Origin of the sequence: Amycolatopsis sp. NPDC006131 (assembly GCF_040614175.1) — a bacterium.
GTDB classification, from domain to species: domain Bacteria; phylum Actinomycetota; class Actinomycetes; order Mycobacteriales; family Pseudonocardiaceae; genus Amycolatopsis_E; species Amycolatopsis_E tucumanensis.
Window position 1 is genome coordinate 35,710 of the sequence record NZ_JBEXTX010000031.1, and the last position, 14,831, is coordinate 50,540.

Below are 14,831 nucleotides of genomic sequence, written 5' to 3' on the forward strand. Positions count from 1 at the left end.
CACGGGCGCCCTCCCTCAGAAGTCCGTTGTTCTACAGGCCCGGCTGCTGCGCGTCCGGCTGCGGCAGGACGGCGAAGTTCAGCTGTCCCTGCTCGTCCTGCTGGACGTCCAGCACCTTGTCGTCCAGGAAGATCGCGGCCTGCGGCTCCAGGAACACCTTCGCGCCCCCGTCCGCGCCCACGACCTGGTCCCCGTCCTCCGGAGCCGGTGCCACGGACAGCGCCAGCTGCGCGCCGCTGTCCTGCTGGGCCTGCACGGCGAAGCGCAGGCCACCACTGTCGGTCTGGCCCTCCTGTGCCGTCAGGGCGCTGATGGCCTCGGCGGCGGCATCGGTCAAAGCGAGCATCGTGTCAGTCCCTTCGCGTCACGTGCACTCGTACCTCCGACCGTAGGGGCACCCCCGCGCGAGCGCTGTCCTGCACCGGCCGTCATCGCCGTTCACCCTGGGTTTCGCCAGGTCAGCGCCGATGTGACCGATTTCACACAGGGTCTTCGTCCGGCGGTGTCCGGATGGCGTCCGGCACCGAGCCGGGCGGGTTGTCCGCCTTCTGGTCGACCGCGTCGCCGAGGTTCTGCCCGGCGTCGGCGACGTCCAGGCCGTCGCGGGTTTCGGTCTCGTCGGCGGGCACGTCCTCCGGCTGGACGTCCGGACGCTCCTGCGCCAGCCGCCCGTCGAGGCTCTCGCCCTCGCGTACCTCGTTCGGGGTCGTGCCGAACCGGTCGGAGGCCATGTACCGCTCCGGCGGCTCGACGCCCTCCTCGAGCGGGTCGACGCGCATCCGGTCCTCGTCGAGGTCCTCCGCGCTGTTCAACGCGGCCGGATCGGTCTCCACCGCGTCCGGCACGGGATGGCCATGAGCCTCACTCATCGGTCCTCCTCACCTGCTGTCCTAGCGGTGGCGATACCCGAGCGGCGGAACGGGCAAACCCGAGATCAAGCTCACGTGGTTGTACAGTACAAACAATTGCTGAGCGTAGGTAAGTTTTGGGTATGACCGCAACGTGGATCAGCGGGCCGGTGGCACGGGAGGCTCCCGCCGCGCACCGTCCGGCCGAACACCACCCGGTCGCCTGGTACGTCGTCGCCGGAGTGCTGACGACCGGACTGCAGGAACTCCTCTTCCTCGGCGGCCGCCCGCTGCTGGGCGCCGTGACCGCGAACGTGCTCGCCATCGCGCTGACCACGCTCGCCAACACCGAGTTCCAGCGCCGCGTAACGTTCGCCGGCCATTCCGCGTCACCCGTTCGATTGCACCTGCAGTCCGCGGTGACATTCGCCTTCTACGCGGGCTACGGATCACTCGTGCTGCTTTCGCTACACCTGTTCACCACGAACCCGTCGGCCACTCTCCAGGCGGTCGCACTCGCGGCAGCGAGCGGTCTGGGCGGGATCGTCCGGTTCGCGGTACTGCGTTGGTGGGTCTTCCGCGCCCATGACCTGCGTGTTGTCACATAGCCAAGAAGTGTGTCACTTTTGCGCTTGATTGTTCATGGGTGCTCGGTTCGCGCACCTGGAGAACTCGATCGAGCGGGCTATTGCTGCGAACGGGGTATGTCTAGTTGAAATCTGGACTGCCGGGCGACCACCACTTACGATTACGCACAGTTTCATCGGGAACGGGTCGGCAGGGACCTAGAGGGAGTACCCGTTCACCGAAAGTAACAAGAAACGCGGGCCCCCGACGGCGACCGGTCGACGGGTCATCGTTGTTGTCGTTGGGGAGCCGACCATGCGAACGAGTGTCCCGCCCGTCACTGCTGGAAGATCCGAGCCCGAGGCGCCAGGGCTGACGCCCCAGGCCTTTCCTCGGGCATCACAGCGGCTCACGAAAGAAGAGCTCGACCCGGTCGTCCGCAAAGCCGCCACCGGTGAACGCGGAGCCGTGGACCGCTTGATCCAGATGATCACCCCGGTCGCCGTCCGGTACTGCCGGGCGCGGCTGGGCGGACGCGACCTGTCCTACCTCTCGGCGGACGACGTCGCGCAGGAGGTCTGCCTGGCCGTCCTGCACGCGTTGCCGCAGTACCAGGACCGGGGCGGATCGTTCCTCTACCTGGTGCACGCCATCGCGTCCAACAAGGTCGCCGACGCCTACCGCCTGGTCTCGCGGGACCGGTCGGACCCGGTCGCCGAGCTGCCGGAACGGCCGCTGGCCGACAACGAGCCGGAGAAGCACGCGCTCGACGTCGACCTCGGCGACCGGATGACCAAGCTGCTGGCCACCCTCCCGCAGCTGCAGCAGGAGATCCTGACGCTGCGGATCGCGGTCGGCCTGTCGGCGAACGAGACGGCCGAGGCGCTGGGCATCTCGGCAGGCAACGTCCGCGTCACGCAGCACCGCGCCCTGGGCAAGCTGCGAGCCATGATCACCCGCGACGGCGACCTGCTCGACTGAACCAATCCACAACCGGCTGGCGTGGCGGTGCGGGTAGCGACCCCTCCCGCCAGCCCACCACCACCCTCAACGGGCACGCTGCGCGTGGCTGGAGCCGTCTCGGAACCCGCGGCGGTGCGAGCTGCACGGGTGGTGAGGCGGACCGCCGCGTCAAGACGAACTAGGCCGTGCCGTAGGCCTCGTTCAGGGCGGGCAGCAGTTCGCGCGACGCGAACTCGAAGAACCCGTCCTGGTGGTCGCCGCCGATCTGGACCAGCGCCAGATCCGTGAAGCCCGCGTCGGCGAAGGCCTGGGCGCTCTTCACGATCGGCTCGGCGTCCGGGCCGCACGGGATGGCCTGCGCGACCTCGTCGGGGGTGATGAACTGGGTCGCACCGGCGAACCCGGACGTGCCGGGCAGCTCGGCGTTGACCTTCCAGCCGCCGCCGAACCAGCGGAACTGCTCGTGCGCCCGCTGCTTGGCCGCCTCCGGGTCGGGGTCCCAGCACACCGGCAGCTGCGCGTACTTGCGCGAAGAGTCCTGCCCCAGCTGGGCGCACTCCTCGTCCCAGGCGTGCACCAGCTCGGGCTTCGGCTCGGTGGCGATCAGCGCGTCGGCCACCGGGGCGAAGCGCGTCACCGACTGCTTGCCGGACACCGCGACGCCGATCGGCGTGCGCCGCTCCGGCAGGTCCCACAACTTCGCCGAGTCGACCCGGTAGTGCTGGCCCGAGTAGTTGACGTACCCGCCGTCGAACAGGTCGCCGATGATCGCGAGCGCCTCGCTCAGCATCTCGTGCCGCACGTTCACCGGCGGCCACCCGCGGCCGACGACGTGCTCGTTCAGGTTCTCGCCCGCACCCAGCCCGAGCGTGAACCGGTCGCCCGACAGCAGGGAGATGGTCGCCGCCTTCTGCGCCACCACCGCCGGGTGGTACCGCATGAGCGGGCAGGTCACGAAGCTCAGCAGCTCGACGCGTTCGGTCACCTGCGTGACCGCGCCCAGCACGCTCCACGCGTACGGGGCGTGCCCTTGTTCGTCGAGCCAGGGCGAGTAGTGGTCACTGCACACCTCGAACGCGAACCCCGCCTGCTCGGCGGCGGCCGCGTGCCGGACCAGCTCCCTCGGCCCGGCCTGTTCGGTCATCAGGGTGTAACCGAAACGCACTCCTGCTCCTTCTCAGCGCCGGCCAGCAGCTGCTTGCGCCGCGAGATCATCGCTCGCCGCTCGGTCTCGTCGAGCCCACCCCAGACGCCGAAGGGCTCTTCCGCGGTGAGCGCGTGGTGCCGGCATTCGACGATCACCGGGCAGGACATGCAGATCTGCTTCGCCCGCGCGACCCGGTCCGCCCGCGCGAAACCCCGTTCGCCGTCCGGGTGGAAGAACACCGAGCTGTCCAAGTTCCGGCAGTTGCCGTGCCTCTGCCACTCCCACGTTTCGGCAACAGGCACCGGGAGCCGTGACGTGTCCGCCATCTCGACCTCACCTCCGCGACCATCTCAGTTGCGCGCAGGACTACCCCGGTTTTTCGGCCACTACACCTGTCGGCCGAGCGCCAGCCGCTTCTCGAACCAGTGATCGGCGTACAAGCGTTGTTCAGGAGCTTCGATCTCGCGGTAGCCGTGTTTGGCGTAGAGCCCACGAGCCTCCACCAGATCGTGCCGCGTGTCCAGCCTCATCCGCTCACAACCCACTGCCTGAGCTGCGGTTTCGGCCGCGCGGAGCAGTTGGTCACCACCTCCCCGGCCACGCGCTCCGGGAAGGACGAACATCCGGGTCAGCTCCGCGGTCGTGACGTCGAGCACGCGGATGCCGACGCAGCCGGTCACCTCATCGTGCGACCGCGCGAGCAGGAACAGGCCCGTCGGCGGGACGAGGTCGTCGCTGGGGTCGTCGGCCATCGCGGCGTCCAGTTCGGCCACCGTCGCGGGGCGGCCGTAGTAGCGGCTGGCGACGTCGTCGAAGTAGGCGCGCAGAACGGCTTGCGCGGCCGCGTCGGTCACAGGGACCGGGTTGATCGTCCACACGGGTCCATCGTGACGGGACCGTCCAGCGGATTTCAGAGATCGGTGGCCCGCTGGTGGCGGGCCTCGTACAGGCCGACCGCCCCGCCGCCGGGCAGGCGCAGCCTGGTCAGCAGTCCCCAACCGGCGTCGGTGACGGGCGCGGTGAACTCGACGCCCCGGGCGGTCAGCTCCCGGACCGTCCCTTCCACGTCGTCGCACAGGAAGTACAGCTCGTGCGCCTGCGCGGCGTCCGTGGGGTGGACCGCGATCTCGGCGGGGGGCAGTTTCACGATGAGCCAGCCGCCCCCCGCGTCGACGTGCGGCTGTCCGAGCACGTCACGCAGGAAGGCGCGGTCGGCCTCCGCGTCGTGGCTGTACAGGATCACGTGAGCGCCATTGATCATCCATCGAGCCTAGGCAGCCGTTAGGGTGGCCCGCATGGCTTACGACGTGGTCCTGTTCGGCGCGACCGGCTTCACCGGCCGGCTCACCGCGGAGTACCTGGCCCGGCACGCCCCCGACGACTGCCGGTGGGCCCTCGCCGGTCGCAGCCGCGCCAAGCTGGAGGCCGTGCGCGACGGCCTCGGGCCGAAGTTCGCCCAGCTGCCGCTCCTCTACGCCGACGTCACCGACCCCGCCTCGCTGAAAGCGGTTGCCGAATCGGCGACGGTCGTGATCACCACGGTGGGCCCCTACGTGCAGTACGGCGAGCCGCTGGTGGCCGCGTGCGCCGAGGCCGGCACCGACTACGTGGACCTGTGCGGCGAGCCCGAGTTCACCGACCTGATGTACGTCCGCCACCACGCCCGCGCCGCCGAAACGGGGGCGCGCATCGTGCACGCGTGCGGCTTCGACTCGATCCCGCACGACCTGGGCGTCTACTACACGGTCAAGCAGCTGCCGGACGACGTGCCGATCCGGGTGCGCGGCCAGGTCCGCGTCGGGGCGACGTTCTCCGGCGGCACCTACGCCTCCGCGCTCGGCGCCGCGTCCCGGCTGCTGCCGATGGCCCAGGCCGCGCGGGAACGCAAGAAGGTGCAGCACCGCCCCGAGGGCCGCCGCGTGCGCGCGGTGGCCGGCACCCCGCGGCGCGACGGCGAGACCGGCCACTGGCTGGTGCCGCTGCCGACCATCGACCCGCAGATCGTCGTCGGCTCGGCGCGGGAGCTGCCCGAGTACGGGCCGGACTTCACCTACAGCCACTACGCCGCGGTCAAGCACCTGCCGGTGCTGGCGGGCGGGCTCGCCGGGCTGGGCGCGGCGGTCGCGCTCGTGCAACTGCCGCCGGTGCGCAAGGCGCTGGGCAACCTGCGCAAGCCCGGTCAGGGTCCGAGCGAGCAGCGCCGCGCGAAGTCCTGGTTCAAGGTCCGGTTCGTCGCCGACGGCGGCGGCAAGCGGGTGGTCACCGAGGTCTCCGGCGGCGACCCCGGCTACGACGAGACGGCGAAGATGCTGGCCGAGTCCGCGCTCTGCCTGGCGCACGACGACCTGCCGTCCCGCGCCGGGCAGCTCTCCCCGGCCGCCGCGATGGGCGACGCGCTGCTGACGCGGCTGAAGAACGCGGGACTGGCGTTCCGGACGCTGCCGTCCTGAACCACCCGGACGGGGGATACCCAAAACCGGAACCCCGACCAGGCTTAAACACAGTTCAAGCCGAGCCTTACAGTGATCGCATGGCTCGACTGACGCGCGCTGAAAGTCAGGCGCACACGCGCCGCCGCCTCCTGGACACGGCGACGGAGCTGTTCCTGCGCGAGGGCTACACCGGCACCTCGCTGGAGCGGGTGGCCGAGGAGGCGGGGTACTCGAAGGGCGCCGTCTACTCCAACTTCCGCAACAAGGACGAGCTGTGCCTGGCGGTTCTGGAGGGGGTGCGAGCGGAGAAGGCGGCGTCGGTGGACGCGACCCTGGCCGGCACCGACAGCCTCGAGGAACTCCTGGCGGCTTTCGCGGTGTGGGCAGCGGGCACCGGCGGCGACCAGGAGTGGATCCGCTTGGAGGCGGAGTACCTGCTCAACTGCCGCCGCGACCCGGAGCTCCTCGGGCGGCTGGCCAAGAGCAACGCCGAGATCGCCGACCTGGTGACGGGCCTGCTGAACACCAACGCGCGGCGCCTGGGCGTGCGGCTGCCGATGGACGCCCGGCAGGCGGCTTACGCGCTGTTCAGCATCACGCTCGGGCTGGGCCTGCTGCGCTCGGTGGACCCCGGCATTGGGGTGGATTCGTTCACCTCGATCGTGCGACTGCTGGCGCAGCCGGCGGAGGTGAAGGTGCCGGAGGCGCGCTCGGCGAGCCGCGAACCGGCAGACGGGGCGGACTCGGCCGCGAGCCGCGACTGACCACGACCCGCCCCGTGGCTGCGGGCCCAGCGCCGCGGCTGCCAGTTGCGGCGGTCCGGCCCGCGGCACCCCGCGAAGCGGGTGCAAGCCCCGCGGGGCCGCCAGGGCCGGCGGGGTTACCGCATGCGGCGGCCCAGCCGACGACATCACCCCCGCGAAGCGGGAGTCAGCAGCACCGGGGGCGCCAACGGCACGGGGGTCGCCGGGGCACCAGCAGCGCCGAGACCGCGGGGGCACCGCACCAACGGCGCCCCGCGGAGCAGGAGCGAGCACTGCCAGCGCCAGCACCACCAGCAGCGCCGGAGCGCCAGCGGCGCCGGGACCAGCGGGACCGCAGCGGCACGCCCCGCGCGAAGCGGGAGCCAGCACTGCCAGCAGCGCCGGGACACCAGCGGCACCGGCAGCGCCGGGGCACCAGCAGCGCCCGGAACTGTCAGCAGCGCCGGGGACCAGCAGCGCCGGAGCGCCAGCGGCGCCGGGACCAGCGGGACCGCGGCGGCACGGCCCCGCGCGAGACCGGAATCAGCGGGGCGGCAGCGCGTGCAGCTTCACCTGCTCCAACCGCCCCGCGCGCACTCGCGCCGTCAGGTACGTGTGCTCCGGCTGGCGGCGCCGGTCCGTCGGCGAACCGGGGTTGAGCAGGCGCAATCCATTGGGCGCCACCGTGTCCCACGGGATGTGGCTGTGCCCGAACACCAGGACGTCGGCATCCGGGTAGTCCCGCGCGCACCGCGCCTCCCGGCCCTTCGCCGGGCCCGTCTCGTGCACCACCGCCAACCGCAGGCCGTCCAGCGACGCCCTGGCCACCTCGGGCAGCCGTGCGCGCAGCTCCGGGCCGTCGTTGTTGCCGTACACGCCGATCAGCCGCTTGCTGCGCTTCTCCAGCTCGTCCAGCAGCGCGACCTCCACCCAGTCGCCCGCGTGCACCACCACGTCGGCGCGCCCGACCTCTTGCCACAGCTGTTCCGGCAGATCACGCGCCCGCTTCGGCACGTGGGTGTCGGACATGACGAGGAGCTGCATGGTCACCGGTGTATCACGCTGGGCCACCCGGAGCAGGGCGCGAATCCCCTCGCCCGTAACCTTCATCCGGGTTGTCCGGATCAGGAGGGGTGAGCCTTGACGCAGGAACCCGCGTGGCCCACGTCCGACGACGAGCGGACCGAGGTCATGACCCCGGTCACCGACGTGCTGCCGAAGGTGACGCAGGAGCCGCCGCGGAAGAAGAAGTCCGCCAAGCGCGCCGCGATCATCGCCGGGTCGGTGCTCGGCGTGCTCGCCGCGCTCTACGCCGTCGACCTGCTGGTGAGCCAGGGCAACGTGCCCCGCGGGGTCACCGTCGCCGGGGTCGAGGTCGGCGGGCTCAAGCGCACCGCGGCCGAGGACAAGCTGCGGGACGAGATCGAACCGCGGCTGACGCAGACGATCCCGGTGCGCGCCGGTGACGCCACCGCCGCGATCGACCCGTCCACGGCCGGCCTCACGCTCGACTGGCCGTCCACTTTGGACCAGGCAGGCGACCAGCCGCTCAACCCGTTCACCCGCATCGCGTCGTTCTTCAGCGACCGCGAGGTCGGCGTGGTCACCCACGCGGACCAGAACAAGCTCGCCGCGGCCATCGAGGAGCTGCGCGGCCGCACGGACCGCCTCCCCGTCGAGGGCACGATCCGGTTCGAGGAGGCCCAGCCGGTCGCGGTGCCGCCGCAGCCCGGCCAGCAGCTCGACGCCGAGGGCGCCAAGAACGAGGTGCTGCGCCACTGGGCGACCGGGCAGACGCTGAACCTCCCGGTGACGACCACGCCGGTCCAGGTCTCGGCCGAGGCCGTGCAGGCCACGCTGGACGGGTTCGCCAAGCCCGCCGTGTCCACGCCGCTGGTCATCCGAGGCGAGGGCGCCACCGCGACGCTCTCCCCCGAGGCCGTGGCCGCAGCGCTGTCGTTCGAGCCGGGCGAAGGCGGCACGCTGGTGCCGAAGGTCGACCACAACAAGATCGTCGAGGCGGCCGGCCCGCAGCTCAAGTCCTCCGAGAAGGAGGGCAAGGACGCCCAGATCGTGTTCGAGGGCGGCCGACCCACGGTGCAGCCGTCGGTGGATGGCAAGGGCGTCGACTGGAACCCGACCCTGCAGCCGCTGTTCGACCTGCTCAAGGCGCCGGGCGCGCACGAACTGGTCGCGAAGTACCACACCACCCCGGCGAAGGTGACCACCGAGCAGGCCAACCAGCTCGGCATCACCGAGGTCATCGGCGAGTTCACCACGGGCGGGTTCGCCGCCGACTCCGGCGTGAACATCAGGACCGTCGCGCAGAAGGTGAACGGCGCGATCGTGAAGCCGGGCGAGACGTTCAGCCTCAACGGGTTCACCGGTCCGCGCGGCAAGGCACAGGGCTACGTCGAGGCCGGAGTGATCGAGAACGGCGCCCCGGCCCGCGAGGTCGGCGGCGGCATCTCGCAGTTCGCCACCACGCTGTACAACGCGGCCTACTTCGCCGGGCTGAAGGACGCCGGGCACAAGGAGCACAGCTACTACATCAGCCGCTACCCCGCCGCGCGGGAGGCGACGGTGTTCCAGAGCGCCAGCGGCAGCAGCGTGATCGACCTGAAGTTCACCAACGACTCCGACACCGGCGTGGCGATCCAGACGATCTGGACGCCGTCGTCCATCACGGTGAAGCTGTGGGGCACCAAGCGGTACACCGTCGAGTCGATCCCGGGGCCGCGGTCGAACTTCGTCCCGCCGCAGGAGAAGCCGGGCCCGGCGGAGAACTGCCACCCCTCCAACGGGGCGCAGGGCTTCACCACCAGCGACACCCGGGTGCTGCGGGACGCGAAGACCGGCCGCGAGGTCAAGCGCGAGACCCGCACCGTGCACTACAACCCGCAGCCGAAGATCGTCTGCCCCTGACGGGGACGTGAAAACGGGGCCGCACCGATCCGGTGCGGCCCCGTTTCGCGTCGGTCAGGAGCCGCGCTCGATCTCGTCGAGCCGCACCTGGACGCCGTCCAGCACGCGGTCCACGGCGTAGTCGAACAGCTCGCCGAAGTAGTCGCGGTTCTTCGCCGGGTCGGCGAGGCGCTCGTGGACCGATTCGCTGAGCGTGGCCAGACCGGCCAGGTCCGGGTCCGCAGTCGGCTCGCCCCACCCGCTGGAGATCTGGGCCTTCACCTCGCCGGCCTTGCGCTGGTCGTCCTCCAGCGAGATGAACAGGCAGGCCTGGCTGACCAGCAGGCGGCACACCATGGCGGCCTCGTCCTGCTCGAACCCGGCGCCCAGCAGTGTCCTCATCGCACGGTCCACAGTGGGCCCGCCCGCCTCGACCGAGGGGCCGTTGAGCGCGACCCGCCGGGCCACGCCGGGGTAGCGCATGAACACCAGCCGCAGGTTGGTGAGGAACTGGCGCCACCAGGCGCGCCACTCCATCTCGGCAGGCGGCAGCTCGTACATGGCTATGACGCGGTCGACGACCGCCGTCACGACCGTGTCCCGGTCGCCCACGTGGTGGTAGATCACCGCCGGGTAGGCGTCGACCGCGCCGGCGAGCTGGCGCAGCGTCCACGACTCCACCCCGTGCCTGGCCGTCAGCTCGAGCGCCGCGTCGATGATGCGACCCGGGGTGACCGCGGGCAGCCCCGCCGCGTCACGGGAGCGCGGACGGCCGGGCACGGGAGCAGACTTCGCCATGGCGTAACAGTAGCTCCCTCGTGTTGGCGCGCCAGTCAACACCGCCGTGAATCGTGACGAAAACGGCTCGCCAAGGTGGACCGGGCCTGGGAGGCTGGACGAGCAAGCGCGTGACACCCAGGAGGTCGTATGTCCGAGAACAGTTCACCGAATGATTCGGAAGACGACGTCAAGCGCAGGTTCCGCGAAGCCCTCGAACGCAAGCAGGCGAACGCCCAGTCGTCCGGCAAGCACGACAGCGGGGGCGGCAAGGGCGGCCACGTCCACGGACACGGCCCAGCGGCCAGCAAGCGCACCTTCCGCCGCAAGAGCGGCTGACCGGACGGCGTGGGTGCCCTGACCGGCACCCACGCCGACCCGGGTCAGAGCGCGAAGGTCCGCAGGTGGTCGACCACGACGAACCGCGAGGCCGGGGACGCCGCCGCCACCGCCGACCGCAGCGCGTCCAGGCCGCCCCAGTCGCGGGCCGGTTCGGTCAGCGGGTGGTCGAAGTCGTCCCAGTGCGTGGGGATCACATAGGGCGGTTGCCCGAGCACACGCAGCAGGCGGCCCACGTAGTCGGCGATCTTGCCGCCACCGGCGGGAAGCAGCACCACATCCGGACGCAGACCGTCCAGTTCCGACTCGACGTAGTTCGATCCGCCGAAGTCGATCACGCTGCCGCCGCGGGCGGAGGTCACGTGGTACGCGAGCGTTCCGCCCTCCACAAGATCCTGAATATATTTCGGTTTTGGCAGGTGGCCGAGCCCGAGACCCGGCCGCGTTCCCGGGAACGGCACCGCCGCCCGCGCGCCGGACGCCGAGTGCAGTGAGCGCAGGATCCGGATCGTGTAGCCGTCGAAGGTGAGGAACTCGCCGCCGCTCGCGACCGCCAGCTGGTCCTCCGGAGCGCCGAGCGCGGCCATCAGGTTCAGGTGCGTTTCCGTCCCGTACACGGTCGCCCCGGTTTTCCGCGCCAGGTAAGGGACATCGGTCAGGTGGTCGTAGTGGCCGTGGGTCACCAGGATGTGGTCGGCCCGCAACTCGCCGCTGTCCACGTAGTGGTCGATGAGGCCGGTGTCCACGGACAGCCGGGTCTTCGGGTCCGCCCCCTCCGGCGAGTAGGTGCCGGTGCGGAAGCGGGTCAGCCACGGGTCGATCAGGACGGTCTTCGTGGTCGTGCCGTCGGCGCTGGGCATCCGGATCTCCCAGCTGTTGTTGCCCCACCAGCGCAGCGTGAGTCCCCCGCCGGTCGCGGCACGGGCGGCCGCGGGCGCCACGCCGGCGAGTACGGCGGCGGCCCCCAGGCCCGCCCCGAACACCCCGCGCCTGCTCAGTCGATCAGTCATGGCGCCAGCCCAGCACGGAAGTGGTACGGCTGTCCAAGACCAGTCCTGGCCTGCCCTGATACGCCGGCGGATATCGTCGCAGGGTGGACCCACTGCGCGCGTTGCGCTACTTCGTCGTGGTCGCCGAAGAACTCCACTTCGGACGTGCTGCGGACCGGCTCGGCATCGCCCAGCCGCCGCTGAGCCAGCGCATCCGCAGGCTCGAGGACGACCTCGGTGCGCGGCTGTTCGAACGCGACAGCCGTCGCGTCGAGCTGACCGAGGCCGGGCAGATCCTGCTCGCCGAATCGCGGGACCTGCTGGCCCGGTGGGAGCGGATGCGCACGCTGGTCGGGAAGGCGCACCGCGGCGAGATCGACGCGCTGCGGGTCGGCGTGCCGCCGGAGCTGGCGGGGCGAGTGCTGGCCGACCTGCTCACCGAGTTCGGCCGCGCGTGCCCGGACGTGCGGCTGGACCTGCAGGAGCTGACGACGACCGAGCAGGTGCGGCTCCTGGCCGACCGCGAGCTGGACGCCGGGTTGCTGCAGCACCCGGTGGACGTCTCGGGGCTGGAACTGGGTCCGGCGGTGCAGACGCCGCTGGGGGTCGTCCTGCCGCGGGATTCGCCGCTGGCGGCCCGGTCGGAGCTGGCGCTGGGCGACCTGGCCGGGCACGGGCTGGTGCTGTTCCCGCGGGCCGCCGCGCCCGGCCTGTACGACGCGACGCTGCGGACGTGCTGGGAGCAGGGTTTCCGCCCGTCGCACGTGCGGCACGCGCGGAACCCGGAGTTCGTGCTGGGGCTCGTGTTGTCCGGGCAGGGCGTGGCGTTCGACCAGGGTCTGGTGGCGCGCAAGGAGCCGCGCGTGGTGTGGCGGCCGCTGGCGGCGGGGTCGCTGTCGTGGCGGATGTCGGTCGCCTGGCCGGCGGTGAACCCGCACCCGGAGGCCGCGCGGCTGGCGGACGTGGTGGCGGACGTGCTGGCGCGGGACGGGGTGACCACGCTCGCGCCGGTTCAGGACCCGGTGCAGCGGCCGTGGAGCGTGGTGTTCGGGCGCTCGTGAACGATCTCCTCGATCGCGGCCTTCGCGGCCTCGCCGATGGCGTGGTCGACGTCCGGCAGGCGCGATTCGAGCGTCGGGGCCTTCGTGAACACCGCGACGGCGTAGCGCTCGCCCGCGGGATATTCGGCGACGCCGATCTCGTTGCGCACCGCGAGCAGGGAACCGGTCTTCCCCCACACCCGGACCTGGGGCGGGAAGGCGGCGGTGAGGCGGTGCCAGTTGACCTGCTGGCCCATCAGCTGCCGGACCCAACCGCACGCCTCGGGCGGTCCCGCGGTGTCGCCGGCGATCGCGGCGAGCAGTGTGGTCATGTCGCGCGGGGTGCTCGCCGAGGTCCGGAGCGGGTCGAGTGCGCGGGTGGCGAAGACCTCCTCGGCGGACAGAGCCGGGAAGCGGCGGGCGAAGTCGGCGGCGTCGCGGGCGCCGATGTCCTCGGCCATGGTGGCGACGACGTCGCGCGGCGAACCGATGACGCGGGTGTCCACCAGCCCCAGCTCGCGCAGCAGCGAGCGCACGTTGTCCAGGCCGACGCGGTCGAAGAGCAGGTCGGCGGCGGTGTTGTCGCTGACCGAGAGCGCGAAGAACGCCGCGTCCCGCAGGCTCATCTCGACGTCGTCGGCGCAGCCCGCGGTGCCGGTGCCGCCGAGCCGGTCGGCCGCGGTGACCCGCAGGCGATCGGCCGGGTCGAGCTGCCCCGCGGCGACCTGGCGGGCCAGTTCGAGGACGAGCGGAACCTTGACGACGGAGGCGAGCACGACCGGCTCGTCCGGGTGGTGACCGGTTTCGCCGCCGCAGTCGAGGCAGCGGGCGTGCAGCCAACCCCGCACGCCCGCCGCTTCGAAGATCTTCCCTGGTGTCACACGGTAAGGATGGACCGCAGCCTGCCGACCTCCGACATGCGGCGCTCCGCCAGGCGGTCGGCGGCCGTCGCCGGGGGCACGCCCTCGGCCTTGGCCAGCTCGAACACCGCCTTCGTCGTCTCGAAGATGCCTGCCGCCTTGCGCTTGGCCCGCTCGAAGTCGAAGCCGTGCAGCTCGTCGCTCACCTGGATCACGCCGCCCGCGTTGACCAGGTAGTCCGGCGCGTACAGCACGCCCCGGTCCTCCAGCGACTTCTCGATGCCGGGGTGGGCGAGCTGGTTGTTCGCGGCGCCGCACACGATCTCGGCGCCCAGCTCGGGCACCGTGGTGTCGTTGAGCGCGCCACCGAGCGCGCACGGCGCGAAGACGTCGAGCGGCATCCGCAGCAGCGTGGCGTTGTCCTCGACGACCTCGACCGCCGGGTGGGCGGCCTTCACGCGCTCGACGGCGGCCTGCGACACGTCGGTGACCGACACCCGGGCGCCGGCGTCGACGAGGTGCCCGACGAGGATGTGCCCCACCTTGCCGACGCCGGAGACGCCGACGTGCCGGCCGGCCAGGTCCGCGCTGCCCCACCGGAACTCGGCGGCGGCGCGCATGCCCTGGAACACGCCGAACGCGGTCAGCACCGAGGAGTCGCCCGCGCCGCCGTCGTCGCGGGAGCGGCCGGTGACGAAGCGGGTCTCGCGGGCGATGACGTCCATGTCGGCGACGTAGGTGCCCACGTCGCAGGCGGTGTAGTACCGCCCGCCGAGCGACTGGACGAACCGGCCGTAGGCGCGCAGCAGCGCCTCGGTCTTGGTGGTCGCCGGGTCGCCGATGATGACGGCCTTGCCACCGCCGAGGTCGAGCCCGGCGAGGGCGTTCTTGTAGGCCATGCCCTTGGACAGCGCGAGGACGTCGTCGAGCGCGTCGCTTTCGCGGCTGTAGGGGTAGAAGCGCGTGCCGCCGAGGGCGGGGCCGAGCGCGGTCGAGTAGATCGCGATGATCGCCTTCAGGCCGGTCGCCTGGTCCTGGCAGAACACGACCTGTTCGTGACCGCTTTCGCGGCCGAACACTCCATCCGTCACGGTGGTGACTCCTCATCTGCGACCCGTCCGGCGACGTTCGTGGCGCCGCGGAGGGGTACCGGTTGTGGGTGGAGCTCCCGGGAAGGTCGTTCCCGTCGGCTCCTGAGGAGAAACTTAGCGTTCTTCGGGCG

The 14,831-nt window shown here is 71.5% G+C and carries 18 protein-coding genes; 7 read left to right on the plus strand and 11 right to left on the minus strand.

From position 1 onward, the window contains the following. Positions 1-31 precede the first annotated feature (31 nt). Positions 32-346, minus strand: a complete 315-nt coding sequence (locus tag ABZ215_RS18200; protein WP_017984337.1) for an iron-sulfur cluster biosynthesis family protein — start codon at positions 344-346, stop codon at positions 32-34. Positions 347-479: 133 nt separating this feature from the next. Beyond that, positions 480-869, minus strand: a complete 390-nt coding sequence (locus ABZ215_RS18205) for a hypothetical protein (protein WP_354950362.1) — start codon at positions 867-869, stop codon at positions 480-482. Positions 870-991: 122 nt separating this feature from the next. On the opposite strand from ABZ215_RS18205, the gene ABZ215_RS18210 reads away from it, so the two are divergent. Continuing rightward, positions 992-1,456 (plus strand): GtrA family protein, encoded by a 465-nt coding sequence (locus ABZ215_RS18210; RefSeq protein ID WP_354950363.1) that lies wholly within the window; start codon positions 992-994, stop codon positions 1,454-1,456. 274 nt (positions 1,457-1,730) lie between these two features. Continuing rightward, the gene (gene shbA / locus ABZ215_RS18215; RefSeq protein ID WP_354950364.1) at positions 1,731-2,396 is read left to right on the plus strand and encodes an RNA polymerase sigma factor ShbA; all 666 of its coding nucleotides are present in this window, start codon (positions 1,731-1,733) and stop codon (positions 2,394-2,396) included. Positions 2,397-2,556: 160 nt separating this feature from the next. Here shbA and ABZ215_RS18220 read toward each other — a convergent pair whose 3' ends face one another. From ABZ215_RS18220 to ABZ215_RS18235, 4 genes are read right to left on the minus strand one after another with little or no spacing between them, the layout of a single operon-like run. Then, complete coding sequence (locus ABZ215_RS18220; RefSeq protein ID WP_354950365.1) at positions 2,557-3,543, minus strand: TIGR03557 family F420-dependent LLM class oxidoreductase; 987 nt, start codon at positions 3,541-3,543, stop codon at positions 2,557-2,559. After that, a complete protein-coding gene (locus ABZ215_RS18225; RefSeq protein ID WP_020421721.1) occupies positions 3,522-3,851 on the minus strand; it encodes a WhiB family transcriptional regulator in 330 nt (109 codons plus the stop codon). Before ABZ215_RS18225 ends, ABZ215_RS18220 begins: the two co-directional genes overlap by 22 nt. 60 nt (positions 3,852-3,911) lie before the next feature. Continuing rightward, a complete protein-coding gene (locus tag ABZ215_RS18230) occupies positions 3,912-4,403 on the minus strand; it encodes a GNAT family N-acetyltransferase (protein ID WP_354950366.1) in 492 nt (163 codons plus the stop codon). 32 nt (positions 4,404-4,435) lie between these two features. Next, positions 4,436-4,786, minus strand: coding sequence for a VOC family protein (locus ABZ215_RS18235; protein WP_354950367.1), 351 nt, complete (start codon positions 4,784-4,786; stop codon positions 4,436-4,438). A gap of 34 nt (positions 4,787-4,820) precedes the next feature. Between ABZ215_RS18235 and ABZ215_RS18240 the strand changes: the two genes are divergently transcribed. Further along, positions 4,821-5,975: a saccharopine dehydrogenase NADP-binding domain-containing protein gene (locus ABZ215_RS18240; protein ID WP_354950368.1), complete on the plus strand. Its 1,155-nt coding sequence runs from the start codon at positions 4,821-4,823 to the stop codon at positions 5,973-5,975. Between the two features lie 80 nt (positions 5,976-6,055). Beyond that, positions 6,056-6,721, plus strand: a complete 666-nt coding sequence (locus ABZ215_RS18245; protein WP_020421724.1) for a TetR/AcrR family transcriptional regulator — start codon at positions 6,056-6,058, stop codon at positions 6,719-6,721. Positions 6,722-7,243: 522 nt separating this feature from the next. Here ABZ215_RS18245 and ABZ215_RS18250 read toward each other — a convergent pair. Beyond that, positions 7,244-7,744, minus strand: a complete 501-nt coding sequence (locus tag ABZ215_RS18250) for a metallophosphoesterase (protein ID WP_027936404.1) — start codon at positions 7,742-7,744, stop codon at positions 7,244-7,246. 96 nt (positions 7,745-7,840) lie between these two features. Here ABZ215_RS18250 and ABZ215_RS18255 point away from each other — a divergent pair, with 96 nt between their 5' ends. Beyond that, positions 7,841-9,625, plus strand: a complete 1,785-nt coding sequence (locus ABZ215_RS18255) for a VanW family protein (RefSeq protein ID WP_237335996.1) — start codon at positions 7,841-7,843, stop codon at positions 9,623-9,625. Positions 9,626-9,679: 54 nt separating this feature from the next. Here the strand turns inward: ABZ215_RS18255 and ABZ215_RS18260 are convergent, their stop codons facing one another. After that, a complete protein-coding gene (locus ABZ215_RS18260) occupies positions 9,680-10,402 on the minus strand; it encodes a TetR/AcrR family transcriptional regulator (protein ID WP_354950369.1) in 723 nt (240 codons plus the stop codon). A gap of 129 nt (positions 10,403-10,531) precedes the next feature. Here ABZ215_RS18260 and ABZ215_RS18265 point away from each other — a divergent pair, with 129 nt between their 5' ends. Then, a complete protein-coding gene (locus ABZ215_RS18265; protein ID WP_020421728.1) occupies positions 10,532-10,720 on the plus strand; it encodes a DUF5302 domain-containing protein in 189 nt (62 codons plus the stop codon). A 44-nt stretch (positions 10,721-10,764) separates the two neighbouring features. On the opposite strand, the gene ABZ215_RS18270 is transcribed toward ABZ215_RS18265, so the two are convergent. Further along, entirely contained in the window at positions 10,765-11,730 is a 966-nt protein-coding gene (locus ABZ215_RS18270) for an MBL fold metallo-hydrolase (protein ID WP_354713435.1), read from the minus strand. A gap of 83 nt (positions 11,731-11,813) precedes the next feature. Here ABZ215_RS18270 and ABZ215_RS18275 point away from each other — a divergent pair, with 83 nt between their 5' ends. Next, the gene (locus ABZ215_RS18275) at positions 11,814-12,770 is read left to right on the plus strand and encodes a LysR substrate-binding domain-containing protein (protein WP_354950370.1); all 957 of its coding nucleotides are present in this window, start codon (positions 11,814-11,816) and stop codon (positions 12,768-12,770) included. On the opposite strand, the gene ABZ215_RS18280 is transcribed toward ABZ215_RS18275, so the two are convergent. Both ABZ215_RS18280 and ABZ215_RS18285 read right to left on the minus strand, forming a co-directional pair. Further along, a complete protein-coding gene (locus tag ABZ215_RS18280) occupies positions 12,722-13,630 on the minus strand; it encodes a serine hydrolase (RefSeq protein WP_354950371.1) in 909 nt (302 codons plus the stop codon). The genes ABZ215_RS18275 and ABZ215_RS18280 overlap by 49 nt on opposite strands. Beyond that, positions 13,627-14,700: a Glu/Leu/Phe/Val dehydrogenase dimerization domain-containing protein gene (locus ABZ215_RS18285; RefSeq protein ID WP_354950372.1), complete on the minus strand. Its 1,074-nt coding sequence runs from the start codon at positions 14,698-14,700 to the stop codon at positions 13,627-13,629. Before ABZ215_RS18285 ends, ABZ215_RS18280 begins: the two co-directional genes overlap by 4 nt. Positions 14,701-14,831 lie beyond the last annotated feature (131 nt).